Origin of the sequence: Rhabdonatronobacter sediminivivens, from assembly GCF_013415485.1 — a bacterium.
GTDB lineage: Bacteria > Pseudomonadota > Alphaproteobacteria > Rhodobacterales > Rhodobacteraceae > Rhabdonatronobacter > Rhabdonatronobacter sediminivivens.
In genome coordinates this window covers 1-17,213 of record NZ_JACBXS010000034.1, presented here as the reverse complement: position 1 = coordinate 17,213, position 17,213 = coordinate 1, and the positions used below count along the sequence as shown (strand labels likewise).

General features: G+C 67.8%; 20 protein-coding genes. 5 read left to right on the top strand and 15 right to left on the bottom strand.

The genetic code is table 11. The annotated features are described in order from the left end of the window. Positions 1-28: 28 nt before the first annotated feature. The 3 genes from HUK65_RS14280 to HUK65_RS14270 form a co-directional block, all read right to left on the bottom strand. Positions 29-787 carry a metallophosphoesterase gene (locus tag HUK65_RS14280; RefSeq protein ID WP_179906953.1) on the bottom strand — a complete coding sequence of 253 codons (759 nt, stop codon included), beginning with the start codon at positions 785-787 and terminating at the stop codon, positions 29-31. Between the two features lie 96 nt (positions 788-883). Beyond that, complete coding sequence (gene serA, locus HUK65_RS14275; RefSeq protein ID WP_179906952.1) at positions 884-2,479, bottom strand: phosphoglycerate dehydrogenase; 1,596 nt, start codon at positions 2,477-2,479, stop codon at positions 884-886. A 45-nt stretch (positions 2,480-2,524) separates the two neighbouring features. Next, entirely contained in the window at positions 2,525-3,670 is a 1,146-nt protein-coding gene (locus tag HUK65_RS14270; RefSeq protein WP_179906951.1) for a phosphoserine transaminase, read from the bottom strand. Positions 3,671-3,814: 144 nt separating this feature from the next. Here HUK65_RS14270 and serB point away from each other — a divergent pair, with 144 nt between their 5' ends. Beyond that, the gene (gene serB, locus HUK65_RS14265) at positions 3,815-4,693 is read left to right on the top strand and encodes a phosphoserine phosphatase SerB (RefSeq protein ID WP_179906950.1); all 879 of its coding nucleotides are present in this window, start codon (positions 3,815-3,817) and stop codon (positions 4,691-4,693) included. A gap of 111 nt (positions 4,694-4,804) precedes the next feature. On the opposite strand, the gene HUK65_RS14260 is transcribed toward serB, so the two are convergent. Together HUK65_RS14260 and HUK65_RS14255 are read right to left on the bottom strand one after the other, a co-directional pair. After that, complete coding sequence (locus HUK65_RS14260; protein ID WP_179906949.1) at positions 4,805-5,596, bottom strand: tRNA1(Val) (adenine(37)-N6)-methyltransferase; 792 nt, start codon at positions 5,594-5,596, stop codon at positions 4,805-4,807. Beyond that, on the bottom strand, positions 5,596-5,811 hold the full coding sequence (locus tag HUK65_RS14255; RefSeq protein WP_179906948.1) for a putative signal transducing protein: 216 nt from the start codon (positions 5,809-5,811) through the stop codon (positions 5,596-5,598). The genes HUK65_RS14260 and HUK65_RS14255 overlap by 1 nt, the downstream gene beginning before the upstream one ends. A 53-nt stretch (positions 5,812-5,864) precedes the next feature. On the opposite strand from HUK65_RS14255, the gene HUK65_RS14250 reads away from it, so the two are divergent. Further along, a complete protein-coding gene (locus HUK65_RS14250) occupies positions 5,865-6,866 on the top strand; it encodes a polyprenyl synthetase family protein (RefSeq protein ID WP_179906947.1) in 1,002 nt (333 codons plus the stop codon). 48 nt (positions 6,867-6,914) lie between these two features. On the opposite strand, the gene HUK65_RS14245 is transcribed toward HUK65_RS14250, so the two are convergent. From HUK65_RS14245 to ffh, 10 genes are all read right to left on the bottom strand, one after another. Then, positions 6,915-7,724: a division plane positioning ATPase MipZ gene (locus HUK65_RS14245; RefSeq protein WP_179906946.1), complete on the bottom strand. Its 810-nt coding sequence runs from the start codon at positions 7,722-7,724 to the stop codon at positions 6,915-6,917. A gap of 114 nt (positions 7,725-7,838) precedes the next feature. Next, positions 7,839-8,060: a 50S ribosomal protein L31 gene (gene rpmE, locus HUK65_RS14240; RefSeq protein ID WP_179906945.1), complete on the bottom strand. Its 222-nt coding sequence runs from the start codon at positions 8,058-8,060 to the stop codon at positions 7,839-7,841. A gap of 13 nt (positions 8,061-8,073) precedes the next feature. Next, positions 8,074-8,454, bottom strand: coding sequence for a 50S ribosomal protein L19 (gene rplS / locus HUK65_RS14235; RefSeq protein ID WP_179906944.1), 381 nt, complete (start codon positions 8,452-8,454; stop codon positions 8,074-8,076). Positions 8,455-8,507: 53 nt separating this feature from the next. After that, positions 8,508-9,344, bottom strand: coding sequence for a tRNA (guanosine(37)-N1)-methyltransferase TrmD (trmD, locus tag HUK65_RS14230; protein ID WP_179906943.1), 837 nt, complete (start codon positions 9,342-9,344; stop codon positions 8,508-8,510). Continuing rightward, entirely contained in the window at positions 9,341-10,285 is a 945-nt protein-coding gene (locus HUK65_RS14225) for a hypothetical protein (RefSeq protein ID WP_179906942.1), read from the bottom strand. Before HUK65_RS14225 ends, trmD begins: the two co-directional genes overlap by 4 nt. Beyond that, positions 10,282-10,788, bottom strand: a complete 507-nt coding sequence (gene rimM, locus HUK65_RS14220) for a ribosome maturation factor RimM (protein ID WP_179906941.1) — start codon at positions 10,786-10,788, stop codon at positions 10,282-10,284. Before rimM ends, HUK65_RS14225 begins: the two co-directional genes overlap by 4 nt. 113 nt (positions 10,789-10,901) lie before the next feature. Continuing rightward, a complete protein-coding gene (gene rpsP / locus HUK65_RS14215) occupies positions 10,902-11,255 on the bottom strand; it encodes a 30S ribosomal protein S16 (RefSeq protein WP_179906940.1) in 354 nt (117 codons plus the stop codon). 60 nt (positions 11,256-11,315) lie between these two features. Beyond that, positions 11,316-11,612, bottom strand: coding sequence for a chorismate mutase (locus HUK65_RS14210; RefSeq protein WP_179906939.1), 297 nt, complete (start codon positions 11,610-11,612; stop codon positions 11,316-11,318). 157 nt (positions 11,613-11,769) lie between these two features. Further along, entirely contained in the window at positions 11,770-12,294 is a 525-nt protein-coding gene (locus HUK65_RS14205; protein ID WP_179906938.1) for a GNAT family N-acetyltransferase, read from the bottom strand. After that, complete coding sequence (gene ffh, locus HUK65_RS14200) at positions 12,291-13,769, bottom strand: signal recognition particle protein (protein WP_179906937.1); 1,479 nt, start codon at positions 13,767-13,769, stop codon at positions 12,291-12,293. Before ffh ends, HUK65_RS14205 begins: the two co-directional genes overlap by 4 nt. A gap of 231 nt (positions 13,770-14,000) precedes the next feature. Here ffh and HUK65_RS14195 point away from each other — a divergent pair, with 231 nt between their 5' ends. From HUK65_RS14195 to recQ, 3 genes are all read left to right on the top strand, one after another. Further along, positions 14,001-14,429, top strand: a complete 429-nt coding sequence (locus HUK65_RS14195) for a c-type cytochrome (protein ID WP_179906936.1) — start codon at positions 14,001-14,003, stop codon at positions 14,427-14,429. A gap of 95 nt (positions 14,430-14,524) precedes the next feature. Then, positions 14,525-14,812, top strand: a complete 288-nt coding sequence (locus HUK65_RS14190) for a YggT family protein (RefSeq protein WP_179906935.1) — start codon at positions 14,525-14,527, stop codon at positions 14,810-14,812. Positions 14,813-14,819: 7 nt separating this feature from the next. After that, positions 14,820-16,898 (top strand): DNA helicase RecQ, encoded by a 2,079-nt coding sequence (gene recQ, locus HUK65_RS14185; RefSeq protein WP_179906934.1) that lies wholly within the window; start codon positions 14,820-14,822, stop codon positions 16,896-16,898. Positions 16,899-17,213: the final 315 nt, after the last annotated feature.

Sequence of the window (17,213 nt, the reverse complement as noted above, 5' to 3'; positions counted from 1 at the left end):
CGAAGGGATGGTGGCGCTGCGCGTCAGGTCAGGCGCTGGTGTCGATCCCGTCGCCGGGCAGGAGCGGGATGCGACCATGGTCGCCCAGCACGAAGACCGCGCGGTCTTCGATGACGATGGCGGTGAGCGGGCCGCCATAGGCGGCGCGGGTGTCGATATTCACCCGGTTGCCGTGGTGTTCGGGTTGGTGGATGGCGGTGTGGCCGTGGATCACCAGCGGGCCATGATCGCGCGGATCGTCCAGAAAGGGGCCGCGGATCCAGACCAGGTCATCCTCGATCTGGTCGTCCAACGGGATGCCGGGGCGGATGCCTGCATGGACGAAGAGCACATCCTGGCGCCGGTGCTGGCTGGGCAGCGCCGCCATGAAGGCGCGATCCTCGGGCGGGATGAGGTCCAGCGCCTCGGCATGGACCGGCGCCAGGGGGCGGTCGGCGGCATTGCGGACGCCGTAGCTTTGCAGGGTTGCCCCGCCGCCGATGGCGGGGTGCAGGTAGCTGAAGCTGGAGCGCAGGCCGGGATCCCGGGCGCCAGGGTCGTGCAGGAACAGGCTGAACATGCGGTCATGGTTGCCCTTCAGCACCACCCAGGGTTCGCCCGCGCCGATCCCCCGGCGCAGATAGCCGATGACGCTGGCGCAATCCGGGCCGCGGTCCACCAGATCGCCCAGATGCACCACCGGGGCGGCGCTGTCGCCACAGCGGGTGCGGTCGGCATCGATCCGGTCATGGGCGGCGCGCAGCAGGTCATACTGCCCGTGAATATCGCCGATCGCATAGGTGCGCATGGCAGGACTCCGAGGTTGGGTGCCGTCCGCCGCACCCTGCCCGGCACGGCACGGCAGGGCAAGCCCTGCCCGGAAACCGGGCAGGGTGTTGCCTGATCAGGCCATGTCGAATTCCAGCGGACGGACCTGGCGGAACAGACCCGTTGCCTTCAGCTTGGCCAGCACATCGGCGGGCGGTTGCGCGTCCAGATAGAGCAGCGCGATGGCCTCGGCCCCGCGAGAGGACCGGCCCAGGGTGAAATTGGCGATGTTCACGCCGTTTTCGCCCATGGTCTGGCCCAGGGTGCCGATGATCCCGGGCACATCCTCATTCGTGGTATAGAGCATGTGCTGGCCGACCTCGGCATCGATGGTGATGCCCTTGATCTGGATGAAGCGCGGCTTGCCATCGGAAAACACCGTCCCGGCGATGGAGCGTTCGCGGTCTTCGGTCACCACGGTCAGCTTGATATAGGCGTCGAACACCCCTGATTTCCCTTGCGTGGTGGTGGAAATCTTCACCCCGCGTTCGCGCGCCACCACCGGGGCCGAGACCATGTTCACATCCGGGTTCGACGCCTTCATGATGCCTGCGATCACCGCGCAGTTCAGCGCGTCCAGGTTCATCTCGGCCACCGCGCCGTCATAGAGGATGTTCACCGCGCGGATCGGGTCTTCGGTCAGTTGCCCGGCGAAGGAGCCCAGATGCGCGGCCAGCTTCACCCAGGGCGCCATGACGGCGGCTTCCTCGGCGGTGACCGAGGGCATGTTGAGCGCGTTCTGCACCGCCCCGGTCAGCAGGTAATCCGACATCTGCTCGGCCACCTGCAGGGCGACGTTTTCCTGCGCCTCGGTGGTGGAGGCGCCCAGATGCGGGGTGACCACCACATTGGGCAGGCCAAAGAGCGGGCTGTCGGTGGCGGGTTCGACCTCGAACACATCGAAGCCGGCGCCGGCGACATGGCCGGATTTCAGCGCCGCGGCCAGGGCGGTTTCATCCACCAGCCCGCCGCGGGCGCAGTTGATGATGCGCACGCCGGGCCTGGTCTTGGCGATCGCCTCGGCCGACAGGATGTTGCGGGTCTTGTCGGTCAGCGGCACATGCAGGGTGATGAAATCGGCGCGGGCCAGCAGCTCGTCCAGTTCCACCTTGGTCACGCCCAGCTTGGTGGCGCGCTCCTCGCTCAGGAACGGGTCATAGGCGATGACCTTCATCCGCAGCCCCAGCGCGCGGTCGCAGACGATGGCGCCGATATTGCCCGCGCCGATCACGCCCAAGGTCTTGGCGGTCACCTCGGAGCCCATGAAGCGCGATTTCTCCCATTTGCCGGCATGGGTGGAGGCGTTGGCCTCGGGGATCTGGCGCGCGACGGCCATCATCAGCGCAATGGCATGTTCGGCGGTGGTGACCGAGTTGCCGAAGGGCGTGTTCATCACGATCACGCCTTTCTTCGACGCAGCCGGAATGTCCACATTGTCCACGCCGATCCCGGCGCGGCCCACCACCTTCAGGCGCGGCGCGTTGTCCAGCAGCTTCGCCGTGACCTTGGTGGCCGAGCGGATGGCAAGGCCGTCATAGTCGCCGATGATCTGCGCCAGCTTCTCCTTGTCCTTGCCGATGGACGGGTCGAAGGTGACGTCGATGCCGCGGTCACGAAAGATCTGCACGGCGGTTTCCGACAGCTTGTCGGACACAAGAACCTTGGGTGCCATGGGTTCTGGCTCCTTGAATGGGGGAATGACAGGGGCGGCCCGGGCTCAGGCCAGGGCGGCGCGTTCCGCGTGATAGGCATGGGCGATCCAGGGCATCAGCGCCTCCAGATCCGATGTTTCCACCGTGGCGCCGCACCAGATGCGCAGCCCCGGCGGGGCGTCACGGTAGGCGCCGATGTCAAAGGCCACGCCCTCGGCCTCCAGCCGCTTGGCCACGGCCTTGGCAAAGGCGGCGCCGTCACTGATGCCCGGGTCGGTGAATTTCAGGCAGACGCTGGTGGTCGATGCGGTGGCCGGATCCTCGGCCAGATTGGCGATCCAGTCATTGGCGGCGCAAAACCGCGCGATCACGGCGGCATTGGCGTCACAGCGCGCGATCAGCGCCGGCAGCCCGCCGATGCTGCGCGCCCAGTCCAGCGCCAGCAGGTAATCCTCCACCGCCAGCATCGAGGGCGTGTTGATGGTCTCGCCCTTGAAGATGCCCTCGATCAGCTTGCCGCCCTTGGTCAGGCGAAAGATCTTCGGCAGCGGCCAGGGCGGTGTGTGGCTTTCCAGCCGCTCCACCGCGCGGGGGGACAGGATCAGCATGCCATGCGCTGCCTCGCCGCCCATGACCTTCTGCCAGGAGAAGGTCACCACATCCAGCTTGTCCCAGGGCAGGTCCATGGCAAAAGCCGCGCTGGTGGCATCGCAGATGGTCAAGCCCTGCCGGTCGGCGGGGATCATGTCGCCATGAGGCAGGCGCACCCCGCTGGTGGTGCCGTTCCAGGTAAAGACCACATCACTGTCATAGTCGATGGCGCCCATATCCACGATCTGCCCATAGGGGGCGGTGCGGACATCGGCATCCAGTTTCAACTGCTTGACGGCATCGGTCACCCAGCCCGCGCCAAAGCTCTCCCAGGCGACCATGGTCACGGGGCGCGCGCCCAGCAGCGACCACATGGCCATTTCCACCGCGCCCGTGTCCGAGGCCGGGACGATCCCGATGCGATACCCTTCGGGCACGCCCAGAATCTCGCGCGTGTGGTCGATGGCGGCCTTCAGCTTCGCCTTGCCCACGGCGGCGCGGTGCGACCGGCCCAGCGGCGCGTCCGACAGCTTGTCCAAGGAGAATACGGGGGGTTTGGCGCAGGGGCCGGATGAAAAACGCGGATTGCCCGGCCGCGTTGCCGGTTGGTCAGTCGTCATGGTGCTATCCTTCCAGATATGCGCCCCTCGTTGGGGAGGGGTGTCCCACTTGCCGCCATACGCCCCGGCGCGCTCTGGCACAAGGGGGGAAATTGTCCTAATGCGGCATTGCAGCATCAACCCGCGACACGCGCCGGAGGCCCCATGCAGATCGCCACCCTGATCACCAACCCTTCCGCTCCAACCCTGGATGGCGCCACCGTCGAGGCTTTGCGTAACGCCTGGGGCGGTGGGGCAGCGCAATGGATCGCCCCGGATCTGGCGGCAGAATTCCCGCTGGAACAGCCGCCCGGCAATCAATGGGAGGTCTGGGCCGAATTGCAGGCCCGCGGGATCGACCTAGCGGTGCAACCGGCGGCGGGGCGGCAAAAGGCGATGCTGATCGCCGATATGGACAGCACCATGATCGTGCAGGAATGTATCGATGAACTGGCCGACATGGCCGGGGTCGGCGCCCATGTGGCCGAGATCACCGAACGCGCCATGAATGGCGAACTGGAATTCGAAGGCGCCCTGCGCGAACGCGTCGCCCTGCTGCGCGGGCTGGAGGCCGGGATCATCGACCGCGTGATCGCCGAGCGGATCACCTTCACCCCCGGCGCGGCCACGCTGCTGGCCACCATGCGCGCCAACGGGGCGCATGCGGTGCTGGTCTCGGGCGGGTTCACGGCCTTTACCGGCCATGTGGCCGGGGCGCTGGGCTTTGACGAACACCACGCCAACACGCTGCTGACCGCCGATGGTGCCCTCAGCGGCGAGGTTGCCGAGCCGATCCTGGGCCGCGCTGCCAAGCTGGAGGCGCTGCGGCGGATCAGTGCCGCGCGCGGGATCACGGCGGCGCAGGTGATGGCCGTGGGCGATGGCGCCAATGACCTGGCCATGCTGGAGGCCGCCGGGGCCGGGGTTGCCTTCCACGCCAAACCCGCCGTCGCGGCGCGCTGCGCGCTGCGCATCAACCACGGCGATCTGACCGCTCTCCTCTACCTTCAGGGCTACGCCAGCGGCGCGTTCGTCACCCCATAAAGGCCCGCCACCCGCAGGGGGGCAGCGCCCGCGAGGCGCACCGGGGTGGGTGGGCGGGAGGTGCGCCGAGCGGGCGCTTCCGCCGCCAGATGCGCCACGGTCCGGGGGCGCTCAGCCCCCCTCAAAAGGCAGCGCGGCGGCTGCGCGCATGACAGCCCGCACCTCGGGCGTGAAGTGCTCGCCATCGCCGGGGTGGCTTGCCCCCTCATGCACCACCAGCGGCGCCAGCAGCCGAAACGGGCTGCGCCCGCCCTTGCGCGCGCGCAGGATCACCCGCCGCGGCGCCCGCCCCGCCCGCGCCGCCAACGGCAGCACCGTGACCGAGGCCCGCCCCGCAAACCCCGCCAACAGCTCCGGCAGCCGCTCGGCCAGATGGATCACGCTGACATGCCCGCCATCGCGGCAGCGCCGCAGCGCTACATCCAGCCACAGCGCCAGCGGCGTTGCCTCGCGCAGGGCGCGGTCGCGCCCCGGGTTCGCGGCGGGCGGGTCATGGGGTGCGTAATAGGGCGGGTTGGCGATCACATGGTCAAAGCTGCGCGCGCGCAGATCGGCGGGCAGGGCGGTCAGGTCGGCCTCGATCACCTCGAACGCGGCACCGTTCTCCCCTGCGTTGCGCCGGGCCAGCGCCGCATAGTCAGGCTGCAGCTCTACCCCCGTCAGCGCCAGCCCCGGCACCCGGGCCGCCAGGCACAGGCTGGCCACCCCCACCCCGCAGCCCAGTTCCAGGACCGATTGCCCCGCGCGGGCCGGAACGGCTGCGGCCAGGAACACCGGGTCGGTGGCGGCGCGATACCCCTGGCGGGGCTGACGAATCATCACCCGGCCATCCAGAAACGCATCCCGCGTCAGCGCCGCGTCCGACGCGTCGCCCCCGGCTGTGCCATTTTCCCGCAGGCTCATCAGCTTTCAAACGGAATGCCGAAATCGCGCATCAGCGCGCTGGCGCGGAAATGGTCCTTTTCGCGCACCATCAGGCGACGTGGCAGGATTCCGATGCTGCCTTCCAGCGCGCTCATGTGGACGTCCAGCTCGAAGGCTTCTATATCCTCCCCCTCAAGCAATGCTTTCGCGTAGGGAATAATTGTGGGATTGGTGGTGCGCAGCAGTTCTTTCATGCGACGGAGCCTAGCCGGTTGCCGCCGCCGTTGTCGAGGTTGAAGCAATCGTCATGAGTCTGGATCACGTGACCCTGAAGCCGCATGACCGACTGGCTCGGGCGTTGGCGCCCGAACTGGCGGGGGTTGACGCGCTGATCCGTGAACGCATGGCCTCGGACCACGCGCCGCGCATCCCCGAAGTCACCGCCCATCTGATCGAGGCCGGGGGCAAACGCCTGCGCCCCATGCTGACCATCGCCGCCGCCAAGCTGTGCGGATACGAAGGCGCGCATCACCTGCGCCTGGCCACCACGGTGGAATTCATCCACACCGCCACCCTGCTGCATGATGATGTGGTGGATGACAGCGAACAACGGCGCGGGCGGCCCACGGCGAATCTGCTGTGGGACAATACCTCGTCGGTGCTGGTCGGCGATTACCTGTTCGCGCGGGCATTCCAGCTGATGGTCGAATGCGAATCACTGCAGGTGCTGGACATCCTGTCCAACGCCGCCGCCACCATCGCCGAGGGTGAGGTGCTGCAGCTGACCACCCTGCGCAATCTCTCCACCGATGAGGCGACCTATGAGCGGGTGATTCGCGGCAAGACCGCGGCGCTGTTTTCCGCCGCCACGCAATCGGGCGCGGTGATCGCCGGTGCCCCCGAAGACCGCGTTGCGGCGCTGCATCGCTATGGCGATGCGCTGGGCATGGCCTTCCAGATCGTCGATGACTTTCTGGATTACGGCGGCGCGGGCGACGGGATCGGCAAGAACCTGGGCGATGACTTCCGCGAGGGCAAGCCGACCCTGCCCCTGATTCGCGCCCTTGCCCGGGCCGATGACGCGGAGCGCGCCTTCTGGACCCGCGTGATCGCAAAGCGCGACCAGCGCCCGGGTGATCTGGAACACGCGATGGAGATCCTGCGCCGCACGGGCGCACTGGAAAGCGCCCGCCAAAGCGCCCTGGATTGGGTCGCAACCGCGCGCGAGGCGCTGCACAGCCTGCCCGATGATCCCCTGCGCGAGATGCTGGACGATTTGGCCGGCTATGTGGTCGAACGAGTGATCTGAGGCCTGCAGGCGCCGCTCAGCGCTTGCCCGACCGCAGTCGGGCAGGGCTCAGAAATCCACCTTCACCCCGGGCAGGTCCAGCGTGGCGATCAGGTCGCGCAACTCCTGCCGCGCGGCGATGTTCGACAGGCTGAAGCTTTGTTCGCCCATGTCGCGCAGGTCCAGCAGTGTCAGCCCGCGGGGGAACAGCTCGCGGAAGATCACCCGCTCGGAAAACCCCGGCGCCACGCGAAAGCCGATCCGGCGGGACAATTCGGTCAGCGCGGCCCCCACCTTGCGCTTGTTGTGCATGGCCTGGGTGCCCAGCCGGTTGCGCAGCACCAGCCAGTCGATTGGCTTCAACCCCTCACGCCCCCGGGCCTGCCGCGCCGCCCAGACCATTTCGGAATAGATCGATGGCCCCAGCACCTTGCCGGTTTCCGGGTCGGTGCGCGCCAGCAGGTCGAAATCCACGAAACTGTCATTCATCGGCGTGATCAGCGTATCGGCCAGCGAATGGGCCAACTGGCTCAGCCGGGTATGCGCACCCGGGCAATCGATCAGGATGAAATCGCACTCCGGTTCCAGCGCCGACAGGACGGTGGAAAACTGCACGTCCAGCGGGTTGGCGCCTTCGGGGATATCTTCGGGGGCCAGATCAGGCAGGGGGCGGTAATCAGGGATGGGCAGGTCCAGCCCGTGGCGCTTCACATGGGCGCGGCGGTTTTCCACATAGCGGCCAAAGCTGCGCTGGCGCAGGTCCAGATCGACCGCGCCCACCCGGTGCCCCATCCGCGCCAGCGCCACCGCCACATGCATCGAGGTCGTGGATTTCCCCGAGCCGCCCTTCTCATTGCCGATCACGATGATATGGGCCACGCCGTCCATCCCCTGCCTTGCACTGCCCTCAAGGGGCGCGCCTTCACCCGCCACCGAAAAAAGAGGGCGCGCCAGCGTGGCGCGCCCCGGATATTCCTGCCGTCAGGCGCTGGATCAGAACCCAAGCCCGGCGTATTTGTTCTTGAACTTCGACACCCGGCCGCCGCTGTCCATCAGTCGGGCGCCGCCGCCGGTCCAGGCGGGGTGCACGGTGGGGTCGATCTCCAGCGACAGGGTGTCGCCTTCCTTGCCCCAGGTGGATTTCATCTGGAACACGGTGCCATCGGTCAGCTTGACGTTGATCAGATGGTATTCGGGATGCGTATCGGTTTTCATCGTCCCGGGCTCCTTATGCCTTGGCCGCCAGCGGGCGGTAGTTGGTCTTTTCGGCGATGCGGGCGGATTTGCCGCGCCGGGCGCGCAGGTAATACAGCTTCGCACGCCGCACCTTGCCGCGACGGACCACGGTGATGCTGTCGATATTGGTCGAATGCAGCGGGAACACACGTTCCACGCCTTCACCGAAGGAAATCTTGCGCACGGTGAAAGAGGCCGCGATGCCGCTGCCACCCTTGCGGGCGATGCAGACGCCTTCGAAGTTCTGCACGCGGGTGCGGGTGCCCTCGGTCACCTTGTAGCCCACGCGAATGGTGTCGCCCGCCTTGAAATCGGGAATGTCCTTGCCAAGCTCGGCGATCTGCTCGGCTTCTATCTGCGCGATCAGGTTCATCGCGGTATCCTTTCCATTTGGCGCGGGTGCTCCCCCGCGTCCTGTGAGCGCCCTCAGAGCTCTTGGTCTCCATCCGGGTCCCTATCGTGTTGCGCACAATAAGCCCGCCAGAGGTCAGGGCGGCGTTCCTTGGTCAGCCTTTCGGCCATTGCCTTGCGCCAGGCGGCAACCTTGCCATGATCCCCGGACAGGAGAACCTCCGGAATGTCGTGGCCTTGCCAGTTGGCGGGGCGGGTGTAGTGCGGGTGCTCCAGCAAACCGTCCGAAAAGGACTCCTCTTCGGTCGAGGCCTGATTCCCCAGCACGCGCGGTATAAGGCGGACCGTCGCATCGATCAAGGCCTGCGCGGCGATCTCGCCCCCGCTCAGGACAAAATCGCCGATCGAGACCTCCTCGACCCCATGGTGATCGATCACCCGCTGGTCCAACCCCTCAAACCGCCCGCAGATCAACGTGACACCCGCCCCCTGCGCCAGCGCTTGCGCCCGGGCCTGGGTGAACGGGCGCCCGCGCGGGGACAGATAGATCACCGGCCAGCGCGCACGGTCCGCGGCAGGCCCCTGCGCGGCCATGGCCAGGGCGCGGCCCATGACATCGGCGCGCAGCACCATGCCGGCGCCACCCCCGGCGGGCGTGTCATCGACATTGCGATGCTTGCCTTCGCCAAAGCCGCGCAGGTCAATGGGGTCCAGCGCCCAAAGCCCCTGATCCAGTGCCTTGCCGGTCAGCGACAGCCCCAGCGTGCCGGGAAAGGCCTGTGGAAACAGCGTGATGATCCGCGCTGTCCAGACCCCGGCCAGCCGCGGCGGCCCCTCCATCAGCGCCCGCGGCGTCATCGAGACGCTGGGCTGCAGCCGCCCACGCGCGCGCAGCTTTCCCGATGCGCTCATCCCGCCGCCCCGTCGCTTTCGCGCAGCTGCGTGGCAATCGCCTGCAGCCGGGCGCAGAGCGCGGTGTCCTCGACCGCGTAGCGGTCGGCCACCTGATCGATCCGCGCGGGCGTGGGGAAATCCGCAACCGTCGCAGGCGACTGGTCCAGCAGAGCCCCGGCCTCAACCGCCCAGCCTGCCAGGCCGATCTCGCAATCCTCGGCGGCGATGGCGTCAAAGACCCGCGCAGGAAGCTTCTCGCCCGTCATGAAGCTGACCACCTGCGGCTCGGCCATGAGCGCCACCAGCGCGCGCCGCTCGCGCAGGGGGGCGTCCCCTGCGGCCCGTTCGAACAGCGCTGCGGCAACCGCACGCGGTCCGGCATCGGTCAGGGCCGGGCGCAAGGCCTCCGCCAGCGCGCCTGCATCGGGCGCCACCGGGTCCAGAGCGTCCAGAGCGCGCGCCATTGCGGCAAGCGCGTCCTGCGCAGCATCCGGGTCATAGTCCGGTTCAGGTTCGGGCTCGGGGTCGGGTTCAGGCACCGGTTCAGGCGCTTCCGCCGCCTCCGGCTGCGTGTCATGCGCATCGGCTGCATTGGCCGCCTGGCGCACCAGGGCTTCGATCTCCTCGGGCGGTACGCGGATCCACCGCCCCAGGAGCAAGGCCCCGACCGCCCCCCCGATCAACAGCCAGGCCGGCAACACCGCATCCGCCCAGAGCCCCGCAGCATGGCCCAGCCCCATCAGCAGCGCCACCACCGCTCCTTGCGCGGTCAGCGCGGCGGCAAGCGGCATGGGGTGCTCGCCCAGGGGCGCCTGAACGCCCAGGAACCACAGCGCAAAGATCGCCCAGAAGACGATCCACATCACCGGGTCGAACCCGCCCAGCCCGGCCGCAAAGGGCGCCACCAGAATCAGACTGCCCAGCACATTGGTCAGGCGCAACCGGGTCTGAATCGTCATGGCGCCGCCTCCTCGGGCGGATCGACGATGACCCGGCCCGCTGTCAGGTCCACGGTGGGCACGCAGGCGCGGGTAAAGGGCAGCAGCAACGCCCCGCCCGCCGCGCCGCGGACCTCCAGAATATCCCCCGCGCCGTGGTTCTGGATGGCCGCCACACGGCCCAGCGGCGTGCCGCCCGTGTCCAGAACGTCCAGGCCCAGCAGATCCGCATGATAGAACTCATCTTCACCGGGCGGCGGCAGTTTCTCACGGTCGGCATAAAGCCGGGTGCCGCGCAGGGCCTCGGCCGCCTCGCGGGTGGTGATGCCGCTCAACCGGGCGGCCAGCCCGTTCGGAACCGTTCGGGTCAAGGTGACCCCGAAGCTGCGGGCGCCATCCTCGGTCCAGAGCGGGGCGTAATCGGCAATGGCGCCAGGCTCGGTGCAGAAGCTTTTCAGCCGCACCTCGCCTCGCACGCCAAAGGCGCCGGCAATCGCGCCGACACAGATCCGGTCCGTGCTCATGCCAATCCCGCCATGGCGCCCCGCATGCCCATTTTCTTGCCCAAAATACTCTCGGGGGGTGAATTGCCCGGAACGGGCAAGAGGGGGGCAGACAGCCCCCCTTTCCCCGGTGGTCACTCGGCGCTGGCGGCCTCGGCCTTGGCGGCACGCTCGGCGGCGCGCTCCTTGGCCTTCTTGCCGGGCTCGGCCTTGTTGGGGTTGTTGCGCACCGCCTTCTCACGCAGGCCTGCGGCTTCAAGGAAGCGCGCCACCCGCTCGGTGGGCTGGGCGCCCAGGTCCAGCCAGTGCTTCACGCGCTCCGCGTCCATGCGGATGCGGTCCTCGCTGTCCTTTGGCAGCAGCGGGTTGTAGCTGCCCAGCTTTTCCAGGAAGCGGCCGTCGCGCGGCATGCGGCTGTCGGCGGCAACGATCGAATAATACGGGCGCTTCTTGGAACCGCCGCGGGCGAGTCTGATCTTGGTAGCCATAGTGTCATCTCCTTTGCATGGCAGGCTGGCCGGGCGCTGCGGCGCGGCCGAAAGGCGTGGTCATTTGCGCATCCGCTCGTGGTGACGGATCACCTCCGAGATGATGAAGTTGAGGAATTTCTTGGCGAATTCCGGGTCAAGGTCGGCTTCCTTCGCCAACCATTCCAGCCGTTCGATCTGGCGCTCCTCGCGCGCGGGGTCGGACGGGGGAAGCTTGTGTTCGGCCTTCAGACGGCCCACGGCTTGGGTATGCTTGAAGCGTTCGCCCAGGGTGTAGACGAGGATCGCATCCAGCCGGTCGATACTGTCGCGGTGATTGGCCAGCAGTTCTGCGGCGCGCGCCGTGTCATCGCTCATCGGGCACCTGCCTGGGCTTCGGGGATGGATGGCTGCCCCCCTCTTGCCCGCTCCGGGCAATTCACCCCCCGAGAGTATTCTCGGCAAGATGAAGCCAGGCGGTGTGATGCGTCCGCGCGAGCGGGGGAGAGCGGTGGGTGGAGAGCCATGGGGGTCATCATGTCGCTTTCACCGAAGGGTGGCGCCAGATGGTGACGGGCTGGCCAAGAAGGGTGCCGTCGCTTTCGGGCCGGGCGCCCAACCGTTCGGCAAGCCGCGCCGAGCGGGTGTTGGCGGGGTCGATGTAGGAGATCACCCGGTCCAGTCCCTGATGCCGCCCCGCGAAATCGCGGGCCGCCTGCGCGCCCTCGAACGCCAGGCCGCGCCCCTCGAACCCCTCATAGATATGCCAGCCCAGTTCCGGTTCCGCCCAGCCGTCATGCGCGATCATGCCGATGCGCCCTGCGGTGGTGCCGGTGATGCGGCATTCCAGCATCCACATGCCGAAGCCGCGCAAGGCCCAGTGCCCGAAGGCGCCCAGAAACGCGCCCCAGCTGCGAAAACGCGGGTAGGGGCCGCCAACCCAGCGGGCGCGCTCCGAGGCGCCAAAGCTGGCGAAAGCCTCGAAATCGCGTTCCTCGGGGCCGCGCAGGATCAGGCGCCCGGTTTCCAGAACCGGTATGGGCAGGGCTGTCGCGCTCATTTCTTCCTGAACATCCCTGAAAGCCCGCCGGGCATGTTCATCCCGCCCGGGCCGCCCATGCCGCCCAACTGGCGCGCGGCGGCCTGCATCGCGGCGGGGTCCATCTGCGACGGGTCCGGCATGGCATCCTGGCCTTTGCCGAACATGCTGCCCATGGCCTGTTTCAGCATCCCCTTCTTGCCCAGCTTCTTCATCATGTCCGCCATCTGGCGATGCTGTTTGAGCAGGCGGTTGAGTTCGGATACCTCCAGCCCCGCGCCCTTGGCGATGCGCTTCTTGCGGCTGGCCTGCAGCAGGGCGGGGTTGGCGCGTTCCTTCCTGGTCATCGAATCGATCAGCGCGACCTGGCGGCGCAGCATCTTGTCGTCGAAGCCCGCGGCTTCGGCCTGTTTGGACATCTTGCCCATGCCGGGCATCATGCCCATCACCGACTGCATGCCGCCCATCTTCATCATCTGTTCAAGCTGGCCCTTCAGGTCGTTCATGTTGAACTGGCCTTTCTGGAAGCGCTTCATCATGCGCTCGGCCTGTTCGACTTCCAGCGTTTCCTGGGCCTTCTCCACCAGCGCGACGATATCGCCCATGCCAAGGATGCGCCCGGCGATCCGCTGCGGGTCGAAGACCTCCAGCGCGTCGGTCTTTTCGCCCAGACCAACAAAGCGGATGGGCTTGCCGGTGACGGCGCGCATGGACAGCGCCGCGCCGCCCCGCCCGTCGCCATCCATCCGCGTCAGGATCACGCCGCTCACGCCCAGCTTGCCGTCGAACTCGGCGGCCACATTCACCGCGTCCTGCCCGGTCAGGCCATCGACCACCAGCAGCGTCTCGCGCGGGGCGGCCACGTCGCGCACGGCCTGAACCTCGTCCATCAGCACATCGTCGATATGCAACCGCCCGGCGGTGTCCAGCAGGAACACGTCATAGCCGCCCAGCGTGGCCTGTTGCTTCGCGCGTTTGGCGATCTGCACCGCCGTCTGGCCGGCCACGATCGGCAGCGTGTCCACGCCGATCTGGGTGCCCAGGATGGCCAGCTGCTCCATCGCGGCGGGGCGGTTGGTATCGAGCGAGGCCATCAGCACGCGCTTGCCCTCGCGGTCCTTCAGACGGCGGGCCAGCTTGGCGGTGGTGGTGGTCTTGCCCGAGCCCTGCAGGCCGACCATCAGGATCGGCGCGGGCGGGTTGTCGATCTTCAGCTTGCCGGGGTCGCCTTCGCCCGTGAGCGTGGCGATCAGCTCATCATGGACGATCTTGACCACCTGTTGCCCCGGCGTGATGGATTTCATCACCGCCGACCCCGTGGCCTTGGCCTGCACGCGCTTGATGAAATCGCGCGCCACGGGGAGCGAGACATCAGCCTCCAGCAGCGCCACGCGGACCTCGCGCAGGGCGGTGCGGACGTCATCTTCGGTCAGCGCACCCTGCCGGGTCAGCCGGTCAAAGACCCCGGACAGCCGTTCGGACAGGTTCTCGAACATGGGACACCCCTTGTTTGCGCCAGCCCCGGAGCTCACTAGAGCACCATGCAAAGCATGAGAGCACCCGTGGGCGAATGCTCGCTGACGGGTGGCGATCCTGGCACAAGGCCGGGACCGGAAGCCTTGCACTTCCGGAAAATCCCGCCCTCGCTACGCAGGAATGCGCGGGTTGTCAAGCGGCGAAGGCGGCCACTCTTGCCCGTTGGCGTGACCTTTCCTATGAACGCCGACATGAAACCTGCAGGATCCCTGAGCGCGCTGGGCGCGGCAGTGCTGTGCGCAATGCCCGCCGTGGCGGACGCGCCCGATGGCCGCGCGATGTATCAGATGTATTGTGCCGCCTGCCATGGCGCAGACCTGGAGGGCGCGCCGGACTGGCGGCTGCCAGGGCCGGATGGGCGTCTGCCCGCCCCGCCACATGATGAAACCGGCCATACCTGGCACCATGGCGACCGGTTTCTGACCGATTACGTGATGCGCGGCGGGCAGGCGGTGCTGGATGATCTGGGGGTTGCGTGGGATTCGGGCATGCCCGCCTTCGGCGATATCCTCACCGAGGCCGAGATCACCGCGATCCTTGACTATATCAAGTCGCGCTGGCCCGCTGAAATCCGCGAGATCCAGAGCCGGATGTCCGAAGCCGAAAGCGGCACACCCTGAACCGCAGGCCGTGGCGGCGCAGCCGTGATGCTGAAACGGTTGCCCTTCGGCGGTGGGCGCTTTAACTCCAGAGATGTGGCCGAATGGAGAGCGCGATGGCGTCGATACTGCAAATCCTGCTGATGCTGCTGAGCGTCGCGCAGATGATCATCATCATTCACATCATCCTTAGCTGGCTGATCAATTTTCAGGTGCTGAACCTGCGCCAGCCGATCGTGGCATCGATCTGGGACGGGTTGAACCGGTTGCTGGAGCCTGCCTATTCGCGCATCCGCCAGTTCATGCCGGATCTGGGCGGGATCGATCTGGCGCCGCTGGTGGCGCTGCTGATCGTCTATGCGCTGCGCATCATCCTGATCAACAACGCCGCGATGTTCATCTGACCCTGTGATGGATACCGCCCCCCCGCATGAGGACCCGCAGGCGCTGCTGGCGCGGGTCTTTGGCTTCGACAGCTTCCGCCCCGGCCAGGCCGAGGTGATCGGCGCCGTCATGGCCGGGCGCAACACGCTGGCGATCATGCCCACGGGGGGCGGCAAGTCGCTCTGCTATCAGATCCCGGCGCTGTGCCTGCCGGGGCTGACGCTGGTGATCTCGCCGCTGATCGCGCTGATGCGTGACCAGGTGCGCGCCCTGCGTGAGGCCGGGGTGGCCGCGGGCGCGCTGACCTCGGGCAATACCGAGGAAGAGACCGAGGACGTGTTTCGCGCCATCGACGCGGGCGCGCTGAAGCTTCTCTACATGGCGCCCGAGCGTCTGGGCACCACCGGCACCATCGGCTTGCTGCGCCGGGCGCGGTGTTCCCTGATCGCGGTGGATGAGGCCCATTGCGTCAGCCAGTGGGGCCATGATTTCCGCCCCGATTACCTGCGGATCGGTGACTTGCGCCGCGCGCTGGGCGTCCCGCTGGCGGCCTTTACCGCCACGGCCGATGCCGAAACCCGGGCCGAGATCGTGGACCGCCTGTTCGACAGCGCCCCGCCCGAGACCTTTCTGCGCGGCTTCGACCGGCCCAATATCCGCATCTCCTTTGCGCTGAAGGACCGCCCCCGCCAGCAGGTGATGGAGTTCGCCGCCGCACGGCGCGGGCAATCGGGGATCGTCTATTGCGCCACCCGCGCGCGCACCGAATCGCTGGCCCGCGCGCTGGAAGAGGCCGGGCACAATGCCCGCGCCTATCACGGCGGGATGGATGCCGCCGAACGCCGCATGGTCGAGGAACTGTTCCAGCGCGAGGACGGGTTGATCGTGGTGGCCACGGTGGCCTTTGGCATGGGGGTGGACAAGCCGGATATCCGCTGGGTGCTGCAGGCGGATCTGCCGAAATCCATCGAAAGCTACTATCAGGAGATCGGGCGTGCCGGCCGTGACGGCGCCCCGGCCGAGGCGCTGACCCTTTACGGCCCCGATGACATTCGCCTGCGCCGCGCCCAGGTGGATGAGGGCCTGGCCCCGACCGAGCGCAAGGAGGCCGACCACGCCCGGCTGAACGCCCTTCTGGGCCTGGCCGAAGCCACAAGCTGCCGCCGCCAGATCCTGCTGGGCTATTTCGGCGAGGACAGCCCGCCCTGCGGCAATTGTGACCTCTGCACGCTGCCCGCGCGGCTGTTCAATGCCACCACGCCCGTGCGCAAGGCGCTTTCGGCGGTGCTGCGCACGGGCGAGAGTTTTGGCGCGGGGCATCTGATCGACATCCTGACCGGCACCGCCACGCCAAAGGTGCGCGAACGCGGCCATGACCGGCTGCCGACATTCGCGGTGGGCAAGGACCTGTCCAAGGCGCGCTGGCAAGCGGTGTTTCGCCAGATGATGGGGCGCGATTTGCTGCGCCCGGACCCCGCGCGCCACGGTGCCTTGCGCATGACCGACGCCGCCCGCCCCGTCCTGCGCGGAGAATCCGAGGTGCATCTGCGCGAGGACACGGTAAAGGCCGAGCGCGCGCGCCCCGCGGTGGCCGCGCTGGTGGATGACGAGGACGCGCCGCTGCTTTCGGCGCTGAAGGCCAAGCGCCGCGCCCTGGCCGAGGAGGCCCGCGTGCCCGCCTATGTGATCTTTGCCGACCGGACGCTGATCGAAATGGCCCAGCGCCGCCCTGAAACGATGGATGAGATGGCGCAGATCTCGGGCGTGGGGGCGGCCAAGCTGGAACGCTACGGCGCGCTGTTTCTGGAGGTCATCGCCGGCGCGCCGACCCCTGCCATGCACCCGGCCCGGCGCAAACTGGCCGGCGGGGCACGGGCGGGGCTGTTCGACCGTCTGGTCGAGGCCCAGCGAGGGCTGGAACGTGGCCCGGACGGGGCAGGGAAATACATGTGCTGCACCCAGACGACGCTTGCCCATATCGCCGAACGCCGCCCCGCGACTCTGGAGGCCCTGTCACGCGTGCCCGGCATGGGGCAGGCCAAGCTGGACCGCTTCGGCGCCGCCTTCCTGCGCGAGATCACCGAAGCCGAGGGCGCCGAGCGCTGAACACCATTTGTGGGGTGCAGCCGCCTGGAGTCATGCGACAACGCTGCAGCCCAATGCCCTGTGCGATCTCGCACAGGGCAGCGCCCCGAGGCGCGCAGGGTGGGTGGGTGGGCGCGGCTCGGGGCGCTTTTCGACATTGACCAGAAGCGTATTGGCTTGGGTGTGACCTGTGCGGACACATGGGGCGACGTCGCGCGCAAGCTGGGGAGGGGGGCTCCCGCCCGTCGGGGACGGATTGAAATCCGCCCCCTCCCGTTGGGCCGGGCAGCCCTTCTGGCGCAGGGCTGGGCGCGCGCCCGGATCGAGGGGGGCTTC